This window comes from Virgibacillus oceani (assembly GCF_041521345.1).
GTDB lineage: Bacteria > Bacillota > Bacilli > Bacillales > Amphibacillaceae > Virgibacillus_N > Virgibacillus_N oceani_A.
In genome coordinates this window covers 96,419-116,276 of sequence record NZ_JBGOHB010000010.1, presented here as the reverse complement: position 1 = coordinate 116,276, position 19,858 = coordinate 96,419, and the positions used below count along the sequence as shown (strand labels likewise).

Here is a 19,858-nt window from a genome sequence, read left to right as displayed (position 1 = left end):
CTTAAATTTTAAGTAGTGGAAAATATGAATCTCAAAACAAAAATTTCAAAACTAACAAAAAAGGAATTGGTTGGGTTACTCGCTCAAATTGCAGAAACTGATAAAGATATTGAAACCAAGCTGGAATATAAACTTTCCACCGGTGAAGATGAAATCAAAGAAAGTAAAAAGCTGATTCGTTCTTATATCAATCAGTATAAATGGCAAGGTTTTATCGTTTGAGGTATGTCTCGTCTTCTCTTCTCTTCAAGGTGCCGAAATGTGGTGGAAAAAGGAAGAGATAAACTGGCAGCAGAAGAGAGCGAAATGGCAGCGAAATTGGCTATAGCTGTTCTTTCCATAGTTGTGGAGATGCTGCAATACGCCGATGATTCGAATGGTGAAGTAGGGGATAAAATTGAGGGAAGTATTTGTTTAATTGGAGATGCTGCTTCCTATTCTGTAATATCAAATGATAAAAGTTTACAGAAAAAGGTATTTCAATTAATTATGAAGGAAGTGAACAATAAACGATATGACGGCTGGAGCGATTGGCGTTTCGATCTTTTGAAAATCTGTACAAAGTTTTCTATGGAACCATTCATGAGAGAGAAGCTTGAAAAACAGTTGAATCAATTGTTGGAGGAGATCTCCACGGATAATTCCTCCTCGTCGTTAAAAGAATATGAAACTAAAAATGTACTGCTGCTTCAATTGGAGATTTTTGAATTAAACCAGGAATGGGAAAGAGTCGGCGAGTTTATTTATGAACATATTCAGTACCGTGATTTCAGGGAAAAAGCAATCAGACGTGAACTTGAAAACGGAAATACGAGAGATGCACTCAAACTAAGTAAAAAAGGACAGATACAGGATAAGGAATTACCCGGATTAGTGAAAAAATGGAAAGAATATGAACTGAAGGTTTATGAAGTACTTGAAGACATGGAAAATCAATGGAAATTGCTGCTGGAATTTGTTTATAATAATAGCTTTGACATACAAAAAATTGAAAAAGCTATATGATGAAGAAGAATGGGAAACAGTAGTGGAGCAAATTTTCAATGGGTTTGAAAAAGTGGGAAAGAAATACACTTATATCGAGATTGCAAAAGAGGAAAATAGGTCAGACAAGTTGTACCTTATTTGCAAAGAAAATAATTTCTATATTCAGAATTTTTATCCTTATCTGCTCGATGAATATAAAGCGGAAGCGGAAATGATTTTTAAAAATTATATTCGAGATCAGGCAGAGCCTGCGGGGGCAAGAAAACATTACCGGAGCGTATGCAAGCTGATCAAGGAATATAAGGAAGCATTTGGAAAGACAGGTTTTATCGAGTTAAAAGCAGAACTAAAAGAGAAATACAAACGTTGGCCAACATTTTTGGATGAGCTGGAAAAAGTGTAAAAAAGCAAACCATTCCCAGTTCCACGAAAAAAGACGCTCTATTCCTGAGCGTCTTTTAAGCCTTTTCTGATAAGTGTCCTGATGGCTTCATTATTTGAAAGAATTTTGTTTTCTTCCTGATAGGCTTTGATTTCCTCAACTAAATCGTTGGGAAACATAACAAATGCACTGATTGTCCGGTTTTTCGTAGGCATTTCTTCACCTCTATGTCAATTATGGCTCAAAAATGTATAAATAGCAAAAGAATAGGCTTTTGAGTGTTTTATAACCATGAGAAGTTTGCAGATTCCTATACAGACTATTATAATTTAAGTAGCCATTTTTCATTTACATAAAACAATAAAGGAAAGGTATTTTGCCATGAATATAACCATCGCAGGCACCGGCTATGTCGGCCTGTCCAACGCAGTACTTCTGGCGCAGCATAATGAAGTTATTGCGCTGGATATAAATGAAGAAAAAGTAAATATGATCAATGATAAAATTTCTCCGATTGCGGATGAAGAAATTCAGCGATTTTTAAAGGGAAAGAATTTGAACTTGACAGCTACTACAGATACAATTCAGGCGTTCAAGGAAGCAGATTTCGTTGTCATTTCAACACCGACAAACTATGACCCCGACCAAAACTATTTTGATACAAGCACGGTAGAAAATGTCATCGAAAATGTTTTATTCATTAATCCGGATGCTGTTATGATCATAAAATCCACAATCCCGGTTGGCTATACGGAATCAGTCAGAGAGAAATTCAATACGGAAAATATTTTATTCTCTCCTGAATTTTTAAGGGAAGGAAAAGCACTTCATGATAACCTGTATCCTTCCAGAATCATTGTCGGCGAGCAATCCGAGAGGGCTGAGCACTTTGCAAATCTATTGGCAGAGGGAGCAGTGAAAGAAGATATCCCAATGCTTTTCACCCATTCCACGGAAGCAGAAGCTATTAAATTATTTGCCAATACATATCTTGCCATGAGGGTTTCCTTCTTTAATGAGCTGGACACGTATGCAGAAATGAAGGGGCTGAATGCCAAACAGATTGTGGAGGGCATTGGACATGACCCAAGAGTTGGGAATCATTACAATAACCCATCCTTTGGCTATGGCGGCTACTGTCTGCCTAAAGATACGAAGCAGCTGTTGGCCAACTTTGATGGGGTGCCAAATAATATCATCCAAGCGATTGTGGATTCCAACAGCACGAGAAAAGATCATGTTGTCGATCGCATCATGAGCCAAAATCCAAAAACTGTTGGCATCTACCGGCTGACGATGAAAACCGACTCGGATAATTTCAGGCAATCAGCAATTCAAGGTGTGATTGAGCGGCTTAAAGAGAGTAACGTGGAAATTGTTATTTACGAACCCTCCTTGGAAGAGGATACTTTTGAAGGGTATAAAATGATTAAGGATTTTGCTGAATTCAAGGGGACTTCAGATGTTATTGTTGCCAATCGTTTGTCGGAGGAATTGAAGGAAATCAGAAAGAAGGTTTATACAAGGGATTTGTTTAGCAGGGATTAATAACATTGGTTTATCGAAACGAATCTTATGGAATAGTAAACATAAGAGGTGGAAAATATGATAAAACCTAAAGCGCTAATAACAGCATTTGTAATTCTTCTCGCTCTTACCTTCATATTCGCATCTTGTGCAGAGGAGACTTCCACAGATAACGGATCTGATGACAATGGGTCGGAGGAGAATGGAAATAATGAAGAGAAGGATCAGGAAGGTACAGGAGAGGAGGCGGCTGAAATTTCGAATGATGGAATAGTTTATGCATTAACACCTGTTTCCGTAGCGGCAGAAAATACAGTTTATGAATTTACGATCAAGAATGAAAGTGATGAGAAAAAAGAACTTTCCTTTACAACAAGTCAGCGTTATGAATATGAACTGCGGGATGCAGAAAATGAGCTTGTTAAGCGGTTTTCCGATGGTATGGCTTTTATGCAAGTGTTGGAAGATATAGAATTGCCACCCGGGGAGGAACTGAACTATGAACTCGCGCTTCCTTCACTGGATCCAGGTGAGTATACGCTGACTGCCTATTCGGTGGCAGAGGGTTTAAGTGAAAACCAGGTGACGGTAACGTTTGTGATTGAAGAGTAGTAAAAACTAGTTTGTTTTAAGGCTGTTTTCGAGAAGTTTGCTGCTAGCAGGTAATATAGATTCAAAAATAACAGCCTATAAATAAGCTCACACCAATAGATGTGGGCTTTTATTTTTTTGTTAAAAAAACGGAGTTGAAGTATTACTTTTCAGCAAAATGATATATGGGTACTGCCGCAGTTTCAGCCCAGTGCTCAGCAACCAATGTTAAAGTTGGTACGGATTTGCTTGCAGATGCAGCTTCCTCAAGGTAATCCGAAAAGATGCCTGATGCGAAAAGGTTTGCGGCGATATAATAAGGTGTTTTCAAGGATTGCTCAACAAGCCAGTTCAGTTCTTCATTATGTAGTTCCCGCTGCACCATAACTCCAGATTAAGCCCCACGCTCTACATAAACGGAAGTGCCTTTACGTATGATAAAAAAGTCCTCCTCTGCTAAAATGACCTTGGTTTCGCAAGCCAGTGTCAGGCAGAGGAAGACATCCATAATGGATAAATCAAGTTTATCACATACAAAGTGGAATTGCTGAAGAAAGCATAAGCAATCTCCATACCTTTTATCGGCAGGTTAAAGAGAATGTTGAAACACAAGGTCGTTATTATATATCATTTTTTATCCTATTATTAAAAAGCCGGATTTCTTCAAACTTCCCGCGAAGACACAGGCAAAAACAGCTTAATCCCTCTCTTATTAAAAGGGAGCACCTTGCTGTCTGTCACCAGATGGCTGATATAGCTTGCGAGACATGTATAATAAACTCCCTGAATCCCAAGTGATGCTTCCAGTCTGGACGCGATCATGCCAAAGAAAATAATGCCTAAAATCGAGTGTGTATAACCCCGATGAGAAACCATGGATGCAATTAAAATATATGCTCCAAATAAAATCAGCCAGCTTTCCTGAAGTGAGGAGCCTCCAGCCAATACGCCGATTCCTGTAAGTATAAGCATATGTTTTTGTTTAAGCCGGGAAGAAATCAGCAAAATTGCGAGTCCGATTCCCATGCCAAGGTATTTTGCTGTATCCGTTCCTTCAAAGAAACTGTAAAAAATCATTAATAGACCAATAAGCTGAGCTACAGTTCGCAGTAGTTTATGAGATAATGTAATTCTCCCCGTGAGTTTTCCATCAATGTCCAAATCGGGTACTAATGCAGTTACAACCCCCAGACCAACCAAAAAGACTGTAGCCGATGGGCTGGATTGAAACGTATTTGCTGCTATGTATCCGATAGCCCCGCCGACTGCTGCATGTGCTGTTCCATTCATAATGCTGCTCCTTTTCCTGATTGTATATTACTATGCTTAACTATTGTACTACAAAATATGGTAAATGAGACATAGCTTTATTGCCAGTTGAAAATGATAAAGGAATAGGTTATGACAGGGGGGGTTAGAGGATGATTGCAGTATGTTTCCATCCATTAAAAAGGACGGCAATGTTATGCCGTCCTATCTCAGTTACAACTCATTTTTAAGAGGACCAAACAAAATTTTGCATTGCACGATCCTCCATCAATAATTATCCATCCCGCTGATCTTCACTTCATACGTACCTTCTTTTCGCCAACCGGCGCCACATGTATCGCCTGTTCCGTTAATCCTTCCACTGCCTCCAGGATCGTTTCATTAAAACTAGGATGTGGATACAATGGGAAAAGTAAATCTTCATCCCTTCCGACCATTTCAAGGGAAGTAACGGCTGTAGAGATTAACTCAATCGCTCCAGCACCAATCGTGTGAAATCCCAGCAGTAAATCGGTTTCCTCGTCTTTAATGATTTTCGTTATTCCGCTCTTTTCATTGGTTACCGTCGCATAGCTATTGCCTGTATAGGAAAATGAACTTGCTTTTACACTATACCCTGCATCTATTGCTTCATGTTCCGTCAGTCCAACTGCTGCGATGGGCGGGTTTGTATGGACAATGGTCGGTAAAAATGTCAGGTCTGCTTCACTGTTCATTCCTGCAATGGTTTCAGCTGCAATTTTTCCCTGTTTAATCGCCTTTACCGCAATTGAGTTGCCTGCTGTAATATCCCCAACGGCAAATACATTGTGAATTGATGTTCTCATTTGCCGATTGGTTTCAATAAATCCGGATTCCGTTGTAGCAATGCCAAACCGGTCAATTCCAAGTGATGCTGCACCGGCGTATTGCCGAGTAGTCAAATAAGCATGGGATCCTGTTATTGTTTTCTCTTTTCCATCCTTGAAAAGATGTACTTTTGCCTCATTTTTCTCCGTTGATATTGTATCTAGGTGAAAACCGCGATGTATATTTATGTTTTGTTTTTTTAACATTCGTTTGAGCTCACGGTTAATGGAATGATCGAATGAAAAGTCATCTTTTCCATCTAAAATCAGACTTACATCGGATCCAAGACTTCGGTAACTAAATGCAATTTCAAGTGCAATATAGTCACTGCCATAAACTAATAATTCTTTCGGCATTTCTTTTAAGTTGTAAATTTCCTCAGAGGATAAAATGCGACCGCTATTGTCAGTGAGAAAATCAGTTTTGATCGGCGAACTGCCGGCAGCAATAATCGCATGATTAAATTCATACGTATCAAATTGATGTCCGCTTTCAACGCCAACTCTATTTTCAGCGGTAAAATTTGCTTTTCCGTGTATGATTTCAATTTTATTGGCTGCACATAATGTCTCCACACCTTTTCGTAATCGGTTAACGGTTTTATCTTTATACTTTAACAGACGGCTGTAATCAAAATTTATTTCACCGGTGGAGATTCCAAGTGATGAAAGATGAGGAACGGTTGCATATTTTTTTGCGGCATGTGCAAATACCTTTGAAGGGATGCAGCCTTCATTTAAACAGACCCCGCCTAATTGTTTCTTTTCAATTAAGGTCACGCCAAGACCGAGCTGTGCTGCACGGATTGCTGCATTGTATCCACCAGGTCCGCCGCCAATAATCACCAGATCCCGTTTTTCTGCAAATTCGCCCACAACCATTTAAACCAGCTCCAATAGCAGTTTACTCGGATTCTCGATCAGTTCAATAAAGTAATTAGTGAAGGCGACAGCTGTTGCTCCATCAGCAACACGGTGGTCAAATGAAAAAGATAGATTCATGATGGAGCGAATGGCAATTTCTTCATCTTCCATCACAACCGGCATTTTCTTTGTTTTATGAAAAGACATGATTCCTGTTTCCGGATGATTGATAATAGGTGTTGCACCGGTTCCGCCGAGCGGTCCGACATTGCTCATGGTAAATGTGCCATTTTTCACATCTGTCATACTTAATTTGCCTTCCTGCGCTTTCTTCGTTAATGCTTTCATCTCTGTTTGGATTTCACGTAATGTTTTTTGACTAACATGATGCAGGACAGGGACCATTAATCCTGACTCTGTATCTGTTGCAAGGCCAATATGGTAATCCTGTGCAAGGCGAATCACTTCATTTTCTTCATCAAGCTGTGCATTAAAAATGGGGTATGCTTTAAGTGAAATGGCAGCTGCTTTGATGAAAAAGGCAACAACGGATATGTTTTCTCCCGTCTTTTTGAGTTGCTTTCGCAATTTGAGCAGTTCTGTTAAATCGGCTTCATCAAAATGGGTGACATGGGGTATCGTTTTTAATGAATGGTTCATTTTATTGGCAATTTGTTTTCTTATTCCTTTAAATGGTATCGTATCTTCTGCTTGGTCCATTATCCGATTTGGTGTATCATTAGTGGCAGTGGAATGGTCTGCAAATTGATGAATATCTTCCTCGGTTATTCTCCCGGCTGGCCCCGTACCTTGGATGTTTTCGATGTCCACTCCGTAGTCACGAGCAATTTTTCTCGTATATGGGGCGGCTAAAATACGTTTATAGCTGTTTGTTTGCGGCGTATTTTGCTCGGTTTGCAGTGCGATGACTGCGGCCGATTTTTCAGTCCTTTCCGCACTTTCAGGGATAGTGTTCTTCTGTCCATTGTCAATCTCAATAATAGTAGTTCCAACTGTGATCGTTTCTCCCACATCAAAATGTATGGCCTTAATTATACCCGCTGTCGGTGAAGGGATTTCTGCAACCATTTTATCTGTTTGCATTTCAATCAGTGGCTGATCAACGGCTACTTTTTCTCCAACCTCAACAAAATAATTTAAAATTTCCCCTTCGTTCATGCCTTCGCCGATATCATAAAACTTTACTTCTGCCATATGAACCACCTCCTAAAAATTCACTGTCTTTTCAATTGCAGCTTTAACACGTTTTTTTGTTGGTAAATAATCATTTTCCAATGAAAAAAGCGGAACAGGTACATCAAATCCTGTCACTCTTTCAATAGGTGCTTTTAAATATAGAAATGAGGTGTCATTGATGATGGAAGTAATTTCAGAGCCCACTCCGCCGGTGGCATGTGCTTCGTGAACAATAACAGCGCGGCCTGTTTTTTGAACGGAAGCTGCGATGATATCTTTATCAAGCGGGTAAAGTGTGCGGAGGTCAATGACGTCACACGAAATACCTTGTTTTCTCATTTCGTCTGCTGCATGTAGAACAATTGGCATCATTGCGCCCCAGGCGATTAATGTAACATCGTCCCCTTCTTTAGTCCGCACCCCCTTTCCGAGGTCTACTGTATATTTTTCAGCCGGCACGTCATTACGTTCTCCTCGGTACAAGCGCATTGGTTCTAAAAATAATACAGGATCGGGGTCCTCGATGGCAGCGATAAGCAGGCCTTTTGCGTCATATGCATTTGAAGGACAAACCACTTTAATCCCTGGTAAATGGGTGAAAAGTGCTTCCACGCTATCAGAGTGAATCTCCGGAGACCGTACACCGGCACCATATGGCGCGCGAATCACCATCGGTAAATGATAGTGCCCCATGGTCCGTGACCGCATTCTTGTGACGTGGGTTGCGATTTGTTCGTATGCCGGGTAAATGAATCCAAGAAACTGTATTTCAACAACAGGCCTTAAGCCGTTAAGTGCCATCCCGACAGCTGTGCCAACAAATCCAGCCTCACTGAGTGGCGTATCGATTACCCGTCTTTCGCCGAATTGTTTCTGGAGGCCGTCTGTTGCTCGAAAAACACCACCGTTAACCCCGATATCCTCTCCAAGTAATAAAGTTGTTTCATCATCTGCCAGCATCGTTTTCAGCCCATCATTAATTGCCTGGATTAGTGTGATTGACCGGGGCTTTTCTGCCTGCTGCTTAATATGCTTTTGCATAGACAATACCATAATCGCTGCCTCCTTTTATTAAAGAAATCGTATAAAATTTGCTCCGGTTCACGTGCTGCAGGAATATGAAAGTCCGTCTTGCCGATTTCGTAAGCACCAGTCTCTAACATGTGACAAAGGAACTAATATTATCTTGAAGCTGATTGCTGCTTCAACTTTTCTTCAATCATTTTCTTCGGAAGAATTTTTTGAATCACTTCTCCTTTTCCAATCACACCGTATTCATTTTTTACATATACATCTGTCACAAGTTCCCATTCACTTACCTTACTGACAGCAGCTGTGATTTCAATTTTGGTTCCCAATCCGGATGGAGTTATATGCTTTACTTTCACTGCAGCGCCCATTCCTTCTTCACCGTCTTCCAAATAAGGGATGAGCAGATTTCTGGATGCCCATTCCATATGATAGACCATGGATACAGTGGAATAGGTCGGATGAACCACTTCCCCTGCAAATTGAGCAAACATTTCCTTTGTTACTTCTGCTGAAATTTTGACTGAGTCACCAATCTTCAAACCTTTTATCATTGAACTCACCTTTTCTGCTGCTTAAAAATGCTTTGTCCGATTTCATTGTTCTCATACCAGAAGGATCATGCAAATCCAGGAGCCTAGTGTTAAATCTTTTTAATACTTATTTATATTATTTGAGTAGGAATTTTTTGATAATAATACAATGTTAGTATATTTAGTCGATGGTTAGCTGTCAACCCCAGGGATTTCCAATTTTCTAATTGTTGAAGGTTTTATTAGGTAAGGATGATTTTATTTTGATAGCTTTCCTTATTGTAAGATGTTTTACTATGTCAGCTTTAATATAGCATTAAACTAATACATATAGATTGTAAAAAATTCCGGGGGAAGTTCTTGAATTTAACTGTATGTATATTTTTCATTCCCATAAATGTTAACTTGACGATTACCAAATGGAGGGATACCATAACGACAGGCATCTCCTGTTAGTTAGTGCAGCAAACTTTTCACGACCTCCAGAAATACATTCAGTGGTTAAGCTTCTTATTTGTGCATCCTGATTAAAATTGGAAACAGCATAGTTCTGCCATACCGCATAAAAAAACAGAAAGAGTTGATTGAAATGACTGAAATCATTGCTTTGCAAATTCCCGAGGCATTGGAACAGCAAGATTATAATTTTTTGGCTTCCTGTATTTCTGATAGCAGACTCAAACAGCTCAGTCGGTTTATCCATATGGAAGATGTATATCGGTCCCTGTTTGCTGAGTCATTGGCCAGGGCAGTAATTATTAATAAGTTACATATGGAGAACCGAGATATCCATTTCGGAAGTAATACGTACGGAAAACCGTATTTGTCAGGTCAATCAAACTTTCATTTTAATCTATCTCATTCAGGCAGCTGGGTAGTTATGATCTGGGGGGAAGACCCAGTTGGAATTGATATCGAAAAGGTGAAGAAAATCGATATTGGTGTGGCTGCACGCTTCTTTTCCAGTGAAGAATATATGGATATTATGTCAAAACCTGAATATGAACAGCGGGATTTCTTTTACGCACTGTGGACATTGAAGGAGAGCTATATAAAAGCACTGGGGACGGGATTGTCTATGCCATTAGACTCATTTGGTATTCGTATTCTCGAGGAAAAAATTACGCTGACCGGGGCTCGGGCTCAATGCTTATTTAAACAATATGAGATTGCCCTCGAATACAAGTTGTCTGCATGTACTTTCACTAACGAATTACCAAAGTATGTTCAGCATTATCTATTCAAAAGTTTGATTAGCGAATTAAAGCAAAAAGTTTAGTGACTGTGATACATGTCTAAGTGCGTATTCAAAAAGAAGGGGTGAAAAGAAACTTGAACTTCTGCTTCACAAGAGCCTGAATTCAGCTGTAAACTGCCACATTGATATTTCATACATACAATAGCTCCGTTCAAAAGTAGGTATTTTATCCTGTGAAAGGAGTGCTGATAAAAGCAGTTGAAAAATAGTGAAAAGGAAATAAACTAGTAAAATAGGAACATTTTAGAAAATTCCATTGATTTTTATTATATAGGCTGATAGTATTTTAAATGGATTTAGTAAGATAGTTCATTATATTGTTAATTGAAACACTGATTATTCGGGGTTTTGAAATTGATGTTCGAGGAGAAAATCTTCATGACAAGTAACAAAACAATAAAAAAAACGATAAAGGTCTTTAGACCGAATAGTGAAGCATCATTCAGACTATTCTGCTTTTCCTTTGCAGGAGGATCAGCATCATTCTTTGGCGATTGGCAGCCTATTTTAAGTCAAAGCGGAATTGAAACTTGTGCGATACAGATGCCGGGGCGCGAGGATCGACTCTCCGAAAAGTTGTTAACGAATGTAGATGAGATTGTTTCTGAAGTAATTGAGGCATTGGAAGATTTTCAGGATAAACCATTTGCTTTCTTCGGACATAGCATGGGAACACTAATTAGTTTTGAAGTAGCCCGTAAACTCAGGTTATTGAAAATGAGACAGCCAAATATTTTATTTATGTCAAGTGGCAAAGCACCGCAAATACAACCAAGAAGAATACTCCACACACTCCCCAATGACAGTTTCCTTTTGAAAATTAAAGAGTTAGGCGGTACCCCTGATGTCATCATGGAAAACGAGGACTTATCAAATATATATTTACCCATATTAAGAGCGGATTTTAAAATGATAGAAACTTATAAATATATAGATTCCAATCCCTTGGATACTAAAATTGTTGCATATGGAGGCAGGATAGATGAAGAGGTCAAGTACGAAGATATAGTTGCCTGGGAAGACCACTCATTAAAACCATTAAAAATTAATATGTATGAAGGCAGTCATTTCTATTTACGCGATTACAAGGAAAAGGTAATAAAAAACATTATAGCTCACATTAGGTCTGATTGTCAATAATTTTATTATGAAAATATGAAAATAATGGAGTGATAGCATTGGAAAAAATAGGGGTCATCGGTGCTGGCGTAATGGGTGTAGGTGTTGCTCACAGCTATGCTTTGGCAGGATATAACGTAATTTTGATAGACATAGATTCTGAAACATTGGAACATGCAGAGAAGCAAATATTTACGAATGCAAGATTATATAGTATGTACAATAAAGAGTTGGGAAGGGTTTCCCCTGATGAAATCCTGAATAATATAACCTTTACGGACGATTTAGAAACACTGGGAAATGTAAACTACATAATTGAAAATATTTCAGAGGATTGGGAAAAGAAGAAGGACATTTATCATACGCTCTATAACATCTGTTCATCAACTTGTATTTTAGCTGCCAATACATCATGCATTTCAATTTCCAAAATTGCTTCATTGACTAAACACCCCGAATACGTCATCGGGACACACTACATGAATCCAGCCCCGCTGAAACCTGCGGTAGAAGTCATTCAGGGCTACCATACATCGGAATCAACAATGAATAAAACGAAAGAACTGTTAGCTTCGATTAATAAGAATGCCATCATTATTAAAGACTTTCCAGGATTTGTATCGAATAGAATATCCCATCTTTTTATGAATGAAGCTGCATTTGTGGTACAGGACCAAGTTGCAGAGCCGAAAGATGTAGACGCTATTTTTAAAGAATGTTACAGCCATAAAATGGGGCCATTAGAAACAGCGGATTTGATAGGAATAGATACCGTTGTTAATTCACTGGATATTTTATATCAAAGCTTTCAGGATCCTAAATTTCGGTGTTGTCCATTATTGAAACTGATGGTCGATCAAGGACGGCTTGGAAAAAAATCCGGGGAAGGGTTTTATAACTATTCCATAAATAAAGTAAATTGAGGAGAGGTAAAAATGGGGATCGGTACGGAAAAGAAAGTCCAAAAAATAAAATGTGTTGTTTGGGATTTGGATAACACAATATGGGATGGAATACTTATTGAAGAAAATGTAACGCTCAGGAAAAACATTATTCATACGATTAAGGTTTTAGACGAGCGCGGAATATTGCAATCCATTTCCAGCAGGAATGATTACGATCTCGCTATGCGGCAATTAAAAGCGTTTGGACTTGATGAATATTTTATTTACCCCCAAATTAATTGGGGAAATAAATCAGCTTCATTATCCAAGATAGCAAGGTTGATTAATATAGGTATAGATACGCTTGCTTTTATTGATGATCAAGCATTTGAAAGGGATGAAATCAGTTATGAGTTACCTGACGTTCTTTGCATAGATGCCCTGAAAATTGAAAATATACTGGATAGACCGGAGCTGTCCCCGCAGGTGGTAACTGAGGATGCCAAAAATCGCAGAAAAATATATATGGATGATATAAAACGTAATGAAGATGAGAGCAAATTTGAAGGCACGAATGAAGATTTTTTAAAGACGCTGGGTATGAAATTAACCCTGTCAAGTCCAAATTATGCGGATTTGGAAAGAGCAAGAGAGCTGACACTTCGTACAAACCAGCTGAATGCAACTGGATATACGTATTCAATTGACGAACTTTATGAATTTACGAAATCCGAAAAACATAAGCTCCTGATGGCTGAACTCTCTGATGTTTATGGTTCCTATGGAAAAATTGGGCTTGTACTAGTTGAACTAAATGAGGATGTGTGGATTCTAAAACTGTTGCTTATGTCCTGCAGAATTATGTCAAGAGGGGTAGGTTCTATCATATTAAATCAGCTTATTAATCACTCTATAGACAGCAAAGTTAAATTGATAGCAGAATTTATACCAACTGACAGAAACAGAATGATGTATGTAACCTATAAATTTGCCGGTTTTTCCGAAATGAAAAAAACGGGTGCTGTTAACTTATTGGAAAATAAGGATAATAATCACAGGAAAATTCCGGGTTACATTGAAGTGAATGGATCTATTTAAGGGAGGGGTATTAAAGAAAATGAATAAAGAATTTTCAATTCGAAAAGCAGAACTTGCTGACAGTATTGCGGATATTATCAAGGATATTTTAGATGCAGATTCCGTTAAGTATGACCTTCCGTTTATCGAGTTAGGGCTGGAATCACTAGATATTCCCTTTTTTATTAAAAAGATGTCGAAGGAGTTTAACGTTGAAATTCCGGTCACTTCGGTGTTTGAAAATACGACCATACATTCCTATGCAGAATATATATATTCAATGCTGGAGGAAACAGGGAAAGCGGATGAATGGGAAGAAGCTAATCAACAAACAAATACTAAGGACACTGTGGGAATTGTAGGCATGAGCTGCAGGTTTCCCAGCGGAGCAAATAATCCTGAACAATATTGGGATAATCTCATGGAAAATAGGGACGGCATCTCAACCATTCCTGAAAGCAGATGGGATATAAATGAATATTATAGTGAAAATAAAAAAGAACCAGGAAAGATGTACACAAAAAAAGGCGGATTTCTCAATGTGCCGGTAGATGAGTTTGATGCACCATTTTTTAATATTTCACCAAAGGAAGCTCAATCACTGGATCCGCAACAGCGCCTGCTGCTGGAATTAACTTGGGAAGCATTTGAATCTGCAGGTATGGATATTAATGAATATAAAGGAAGCAACACTGGAGTATATGTCGGCATGGCTGGAGAAGAGTATTCTTTAGCACATTATAAATCAGGTGACGTAAATAAGATTGATGCCTATTCGTTAACCGGAACAACATTTAGCACTGCTTGCGGGAGGATATCTTATACATTTGGTTTTGAAGGTCCCAGTATGAGTGTAGATACTGCTTGTTCATCATCTCTGACAGCACTCCACATCGCAAGTAAGGCACTGCAAAACCATGAAGTTGATATAGCTGTTGTGGCAGGAGTTAATTTAATGATTTCCCCGGCTGTACATGTATGCTTTTCGAAAATAGAAGCCATTTCAGTTGATGGGCATAGTAAAAGCTTTGATGATGCAGCAGATGGCTACAGCCGATCAGAAGGCGGCGGGGTCCTTATTCTTAAACGTACAGAGGAGGCAAAGGCAGACAAAGATCCTATATTGGGCGTTGTATCCGGTACTGCTGTCAATCAGGATGGAAAAAGCAACGGCTTAACCGCACCTAATGGAGCTTCCCAGGAAAAGTTAATGAATAAGGCGTTAAAAGAAGCCGGGCTCAGTGAACAGGATATAGGATACATAGAAATGCATGGAACCGGCACAAAATTGGGAGATCCGATTGAAGTAAATGCAGTGATAAACAGCTATGGCAATTTAAGAAGTAATGAGAAACCATTAAAAATCGGTTCTGTAAAATCAAATATTGGACACCTGGAAGCAGCTGCCGGTATCGCCAGCATTATAAAGGTGCTGTTGTCTTTCAAGCATGCTGCATTGCCTGCTAATCTGAACTACAACACACCAAATTCATTTATAGATTGGGAAAAAAGCGCCATAAAAGTGGTTAATGAAAATATGAAGTGGAAAGATCCCGTGAAAAGAGCCGGAATAAACGGATTTGGATTTGGTGGTTCAAATGCGCACATTATATTAACAGAACCAGATAATAAAGCAGAGGAAAAGACAGAAGCTCAGACAGACACTGATCCTGCCTATATTTTAAAATTAACCGGAAAAACAGGGAATGCAGTGAAGTCTAATGGGGTTAACAGCTTGGATTTCATAAAAAATAATCAGCAGACTTCCTTGGCAAATATAACATATACCAATAATTCATATAAAAGTGACTTTAGTAAGCGAGCAGTGATTACCGGAGACAGCAGAAATGATTTGATGCAGAATTTAGACGCTTATATAAATAATCGGCATTCAGAAAGTGTTATAGAGACTGCGGATGAAATTGGTTTGCCTAAGCTCGTATTTTTGTATACCGGTCAAGGGTCTCAGTATATTGGCATGGGCAAGGAGCTTTACACAAAATTCAAGGTGTTCCGTGATGCTTTTAATGAGTGCAGCGAGCTATTTTTGCCATATTTAAAAGAATCATTATCCGAGCTTATTTATAGCGGTTCTTTTGATGATAACTATATTGCGAACACTTTTTTTGCTCAACCATTGATTTTCAGTATTGAATATGCGCTGGATCAATTATGGGAAAGCCTGAATATTAGGCCGGATATCGTAATTGGCCACAGTATCGGGGAATATGCTGCAGCAGTTAGAACAGGAATCATGACATTGGATAATGCAGTAAAGCTTTTGGCTAAACGCTCATCTTTAATGTCTTCTATGCCTGGTGGAAGCATGACATCTATTTTTGCAGAAAAAGAAGTTGCAGAGGAGCTAATTAAAGGATATGAGACCCAAGTATCCATAGCCGTGATTAATGCAAAGAGCAATATAGTTGTATCCGGGGAGAAGGAAGCAATAGAAAGTATTACTGCTAAGGCAAAACAAAGAAAGGTAGAAGCCAAACCATTGCATGTTTCCCATGCCTTTCATTCTCAGATGATGCTGCCAATTGTTGATGAGTTTAGAGATACCGCTGCCTCTGTTGCATTTAAGGAAAGTCAGGTTGAATTCATTTCCACAAAACTCGGACGTACAGTCAAGGAAAAAGAAATTCTGGATGCTGATTATTGGTCGGATCATATTACAGATACCGTTAATTTCCATCAGGGTATGGAATGTTTGAAGGAGAAAGAAAACATTATTTGCCTGGAGATCGGTGCTGCAAAAGTGTTAAGTCTGCTGGCAAAAATGGCACTGGGCGATGAATCGTTAATCTTATCCTCTATGGATAGAAAAACAAACAATTTGAAACAGCTTTACACTTCTGTTGGAGAACTATACTGTCAAGGGTTTCCGGTTAAATGGAGAAATCTTTACGATGATAATCGCAGCAAAGTCGAATTGCCAACCTATGCCTATGATAAGAAATCTTATTGGCTGAAACCAAACCACCAGATGGAAAAAAATGTAATTTCAAGTGGAAGCATTCTGGGTCAAAAAATAGTCACACCATTGTTAAAGGATACGTTCATTTATCAAAATACGTTTAATAGTAACTATCCTTACTTTATGAAAGAGCATATTATTTTTGATTATGCCATTGCACCTGCAGCTGCTCACTTATCCATGCTGTTCTCCAAGGCAAAAGATTTTAGGGGAGATCAGCCATTATCGATGGAAAATATCGAATTTCACAAACCCTTAATTACTGGAAAAGATGACCAGCGAACTGTTCAGTATGTATTTGAGAATACTGAACCTGACGCGATTGACTTCAATGTGATGAGCACGGAAGAAGCAGAAACAATGAAGGGAAATTGGAGTGAGCATTGTAAAGGAACACTCAAAGAATTAAAAAATAAAACAAATGAAGATAAAACAGCTGCTATTGCTGATTTGGAAAATATGTATCCTGAGAACCAGGCAGCGTATACAGTGTATGATGTCATGGAAAAATTCGGATTTAATTTAGGTAGTGGTTTTACCAGAATAAGTAAGGTGTGGAACAATGATCATTGCGGCGTTTGCCGAATTGATCCTTGGGATGACTCGCCTGTGGATGAGAAATATGAAATCTATCCGGGTACAGTAGATTCAATTTTACAGTCACTCTTTGCAGTGTCCGAATTAAGTGTAAAAATGAACGCCGACACAGAAAACTATAATTTTATGACAGCAATACCTATTTCCATCGGCAAAGTAATTTATTACTACAGGGAAGCAAAGTCGTTGTGGTGCCATGTTGAAGCTGAAAATTCCCAAAAAGACGGGATTCTGGGCAACCTTGAAGTTTATAATGAAAAAGGCGAAATAGTATTGGAGTTAAAAAATTTCCTTGCTATAACAACAGACCGTACCGCTATTTTAAAAGACTTTGATATAGGCGTCAGCAATTTGCTTTATGATGTACAGTGGGAAGAATCCAAGGGTAAAGAATCAGTGCACGTTTCTGAAGATAAAAAACTGCATTATATTATACTGTCCGGAAATAAATTGTTAGCTGATGCAATGTATGACCGTTTAGGTGTTCAAGGATACGACAGTACCATCATCTCGGCGGAAGAGTTGAGCAATCTAAACAGTAAGGAGGAAATGAAGCATCTGCTAAAAATGCTGATTAACAAAGACGCAGGAAAAACGTATAAACTCTTGTATATTCCCCCGAACAATATCGGGGATGTAGACAGCACCACGGAGAAGTCATTAATCCAATCGGTGGAAAAATCCAATTCGGATGTATTGCACATCATCCAGGCAATGAGCGAAATGCAAGCCGCTGATGTGCTTCAGCTGTGGATTATTACTCAAAATGCGCTAGGTCTGTCTGAAGAAAATATCGATATTATGCAATCAATGCTGTGGGGATTTGCGAAAGTAATTCGTTTGGAATATCCGGCACTTTGGGGAGGAATTGTAGATTATTGTGCAGATCATGAAGATCAGAACATGGACAGTCTTATAGCGGAGTTAATGGATACCGGCAATGAACAGGTTGTATTGCTCGAAAATAAAAGGCGCCTGGTACCGAGGCTTGAGACATATGAGATGGATAAAAACAAGGAAGCAATTGCTGTTCATCCCGATGCTTCTTATGTCATTAGCGGAGGTACGGGAGGCATAGGTTTGGCTTATGCAGCGTTTTTAATAAATAACGGTGCAAAGCATCTTGTTCTTCTTTCCCGAAACGGACCAAACGAAGAAGCTTCGAAAAAAATAGAGCAATGGAAGAAAGAGAATGCGAACGTCATAGTGAAAAATGTAGATATAAGCAAAACATTTGAAGTGGATGATTTAACAGAAGCTTCCTTGCCACCAATTAAAGGAGTGATACATGCAGCTGGCGCACTAAGCGACAAGATGATTGCAGATCAGGATTGGGAGAGCTTTGAAAAAGTGTTTTCCGGAAAAACATTGGGAGCGATAAATCTGCACAAGGCATTTTCCGAGTATCCGCTGGATTTCTTTATGATGATGTCCTCCATTACGTCAGAAATTGGAAATATTGGTCAGTCTAATTATGCAGCTGCCAATTATTTTCTGAATACATTGGCTCACTATAGAAAAAGCATGGGGTTACCGGGACTATCCATTTGCTGGGGGCCATGGGCAGATATTGGCATGGCTGCAAAAGACCAGGAAAACCTTGGAAGAGTTGCAGAAAGAGGCATTTATGCGCTGCCGGCTGAACGCTGTGAAAAGCTAATTGAAAAATTACTCAGTGTGGATGCACCAAGTGTTGTTGCAGCTGATATGGATTGGGATCTCCTCGATGAAAAAACAGATAACCGGGAAGTATCAAATTTTCTATCAAAAGTAGCTGTAAATAATATGAATGTGAACAAAAGTAAAGAAACACGAACAATAAGTATTTCATCCGAGTTAAAGACGTTGGAAAGGGAAGAAAGGCATGAATTTTTACTGACAAGATTAAAGCCTGTCATATCAAAGGTAATGGGATATGCTGATGGTGAAACGATTCAGGTGGATATTCCAATTACGGAACAGGGTGCGGATTCGTTAATGATTTTTTCCATGAAAACGGAAATCAGCAAATTAACGGATTTTGAGATTGATGTGTCAGCTTTCTATAACTACCCGACGCTAGTAAGTATGACTGAGTATATTTTAAAGCAGATATTTACAGAAGATGATGTTGACAAGGAAAAAGGATTGGATAAAAGTGACTCTGTGGACGATTTATTGCTCGAAATTAATTCTTTGACTGACTGAAAAAACTGCATGAAATAATCATAATTAAAAATGATTCGTATGGAGTGATTCTGAACGATGCTTTAATTTCTGGTATTGCTCCATTTGAATCATGATTAGGGAAACCCCACACCTGACTGAGGAAAAAAGCAGAAGCGCCCGTTTAGCGGTGCATGAAATTAGATGAACCAGATTTACAGTATTTGAAATTTAAGTGAATCTTATGTCTGTTAGCCGCGGACCTTTATACTTCCTTTGGGGATTCCCGGATATACATATATATCACAAAGATAAATACACATGTGTTAAATGAATTAGCCAAAAAAGAAAAAGTACTTTCTGTTAAAAAATCGAAAGTCCCTTCTTAAATATAACAGTGACTTAAGCAGGTACATTAGAAAACTTGGCTTATACGCTGGAGTGCAAGCTTTAATGGAGAAAGTCATAGCTGCTAAAAAAGGATCTGAGGAATATGAGTATAAAGGTGAAATTGAATCAGGATTTACAAAATAAAGCTACAAGCGTGAACAGTAGCGAAACCAATATTCGG

Annotated in this window: 17 protein-coding genes; 10 read left to right on the top strand and 7 right to left on the bottom strand. The window is 38.7% G+C overall.

Features of this window, described 5'->3' with window-relative positions; all coding sequences use genetic code 11:
• The first annotated feature begins 24 nt into the window (after window positions 1–24).
• The 3 genes from ACDX78_RS09455 to ACDX78_RS09445 are packed head-to-tail and all read left to right on the top strand — an operon-like array spanning window position 25 to window position 1,390.
• Entirely contained in the window at window positions 25–222 is a 198-nt protein-coding gene (locus ACDX78_RS09455) for a hypothetical protein (protein ID WP_486027303.1), read from the top strand.
• A gap of 42 nt (window positions 223–264) precedes the next feature.
• Window positions 265–1,005, top strand: coding sequence for a hypothetical protein (locus ACDX78_RS09450; RefSeq protein ID WP_486027301.1), 741 nt, complete (start codon window positions 265–267; stop codon window positions 1,003–1,005).
• Window positions 989–1,390 (top strand): hypothetical protein, encoded by a 402-nt coding sequence (locus tag ACDX78_RS09445; protein ID WP_486027299.1) that lies wholly within the window; start codon window positions 989–991, stop codon window positions 1,388–1,390. The genes ACDX78_RS09450 and ACDX78_RS09445 overlap by 17 nt, the downstream gene beginning before the upstream one ends.
• A 38-nt stretch (window positions 1,391–1,428) precedes the next feature.
• Here the strand turns inward: ACDX78_RS09445 and ACDX78_RS09440 are convergent, their stop codons facing one another.
• On the bottom strand, window positions 1,429–1,584 hold the full coding sequence (locus tag ACDX78_RS09440) for a ribbon-helix-helix domain-containing protein (RefSeq protein WP_486027297.1): 156 nt from the start codon (window positions 1,582–1,584) through the stop codon (window positions 1,429–1,431).
• A 166-nt stretch (window positions 1,585–1,750) separates the two neighbouring features.
• Here ACDX78_RS09440 and ACDX78_RS09435 point away from each other — a divergent pair, with 166 nt between their 5' ends.
• On the top strand, window positions 1,751–2,917 hold the full coding sequence (locus ACDX78_RS09435; RefSeq protein ID WP_486027295.1) for a nucleotide sugar dehydrogenase: 1,167 nt from the start codon (window positions 1,751–1,753) through the stop codon (window positions 2,915–2,917).
• 57 nt (window positions 2,918–2,974) lie between these two features.
• Window positions 2,975–3,508, top strand: coding sequence for a BsuPI-related putative proteinase inhibitor (locus tag ACDX78_RS09430; protein WP_486027293.1), 534 nt, complete (start codon window positions 2,975–2,977; stop codon window positions 3,506–3,508).
• Window positions 3,509–3,650: 142 nt separating this feature from the next.
• Here ACDX78_RS09430 and ACDX78_RS09425 read toward each other — a convergent pair whose 3' ends face one another.
• The 6 genes from ACDX78_RS09425 to ACDX78_RS09400 all read right to left on the bottom strand — a co-directional run bounded on the left by ACDX78_RS09425 (window position 3,651) and on the right by ACDX78_RS09400 (window position 9,248).
• Window positions 3,651–3,872, bottom strand: coding sequence for a hypothetical protein (locus ACDX78_RS09425; protein ID WP_486027291.1), 222 nt, complete (start codon window positions 3,870–3,872; stop codon window positions 3,651–3,653).
• Between the two features lie 278 nt (window positions 3,873–4,150).
• Window positions 4,151–4,777 (bottom strand): metal-dependent hydrolase, encoded by a 627-nt coding sequence (locus tag ACDX78_RS09420; RefSeq protein WP_486027290.1) that lies wholly within the window; start codon window positions 4,775–4,777, stop codon window positions 4,151–4,153.
• A gap of 272 nt (window positions 4,778–5,049) precedes the next feature.
• Window positions 5,050–6,486: a dihydrolipoyl dehydrogenase gene (lpdA, locus tag ACDX78_RS09415; protein WP_486027289.1), complete on the bottom strand. Its 1,437-nt coding sequence runs from the start codon at window positions 6,484–6,486 to the stop codon at window positions 5,050–5,052.
• Window positions 6,487–7,683, bottom strand: coding sequence for a dihydrolipoamide acetyltransferase family protein (locus ACDX78_RS09410; RefSeq protein WP_486027287.1), 1,197 nt, complete (start codon window positions 7,681–7,683; stop codon window positions 6,487–6,489).
• 12 nt (window positions 7,684–7,695) lie between these two features.
• Window positions 7,696–8,718 carry an alpha-ketoacid dehydrogenase subunit beta gene (locus ACDX78_RS09405; protein ID WP_486027286.1) on the bottom strand — a complete coding sequence of 341 codons (1,023 nt, stop codon included), beginning with the start codon at window positions 8,716–8,718 and terminating at the stop codon, window positions 7,696–7,698.
• A gap of 128 nt (window positions 8,719–8,846) precedes the next feature.
• Entirely contained in the window at window positions 8,847–9,248 is a 402-nt protein-coding gene (locus ACDX78_RS09400) for a thioesterase family protein (protein ID WP_486027284.1), read from the bottom strand.
• A gap of 568 nt (window positions 9,249–9,816) precedes the next feature.
• Between ACDX78_RS09400 and ACDX78_RS09395 the strand changes: the two genes are divergently transcribed.
• The 5 genes from ACDX78_RS09395 (at window position 9,817) to ACDX78_RS09375 (ending at window position 19,329) form a co-directional block, all read left to right on the top strand.
• Complete coding sequence (locus tag ACDX78_RS09395) at window positions 9,817–10,506, top strand: 4'-phosphopantetheinyl transferase family protein (protein ID WP_486027283.1); 690 nt, start codon at window positions 9,817–9,819, stop codon at window positions 10,504–10,506.
• A 357-nt stretch (window positions 10,507–10,863) separates the two neighbouring features.
• The gene (locus tag ACDX78_RS09390) at window positions 10,864–11,625 is read left to right on the top strand and encodes a thioesterase II family protein (protein ID WP_486027282.1); all 762 of its coding nucleotides are present in this window, start codon (window positions 10,864–10,866) and stop codon (window positions 11,623–11,625) included.
• A 38-nt stretch (window positions 11,626–11,663) separates the two neighbouring features.
• A complete protein-coding gene (locus tag ACDX78_RS09385; protein WP_486027280.1) occupies window positions 11,664–12,527 on the top strand; it encodes a 3-hydroxyacyl-CoA dehydrogenase family protein in 864 nt (287 codons plus the stop codon).
• A 12-nt stretch (window positions 12,528–12,539) separates the two neighbouring features.
• Window positions 12,540–13,586: an HAD-IIIC family phosphatase gene (locus tag ACDX78_RS09380; protein ID WP_486027278.1), complete on the top strand. Its 1,047-nt coding sequence runs from the start codon at window positions 12,540–12,542 to the stop codon at window positions 13,584–13,586.
• Window positions 13,587–13,605: 19 nt separating this feature from the next.
• Window positions 13,606–19,329, top strand: a complete 5,724-nt coding sequence (locus tag ACDX78_RS09375) for an SDR family NAD(P)-dependent oxidoreductase (protein ID WP_486027276.1) — start codon at window positions 13,606–13,608, stop codon at window positions 19,327–19,329.
• Window positions 19,330–19,858 lie beyond the last annotated feature (529 nt).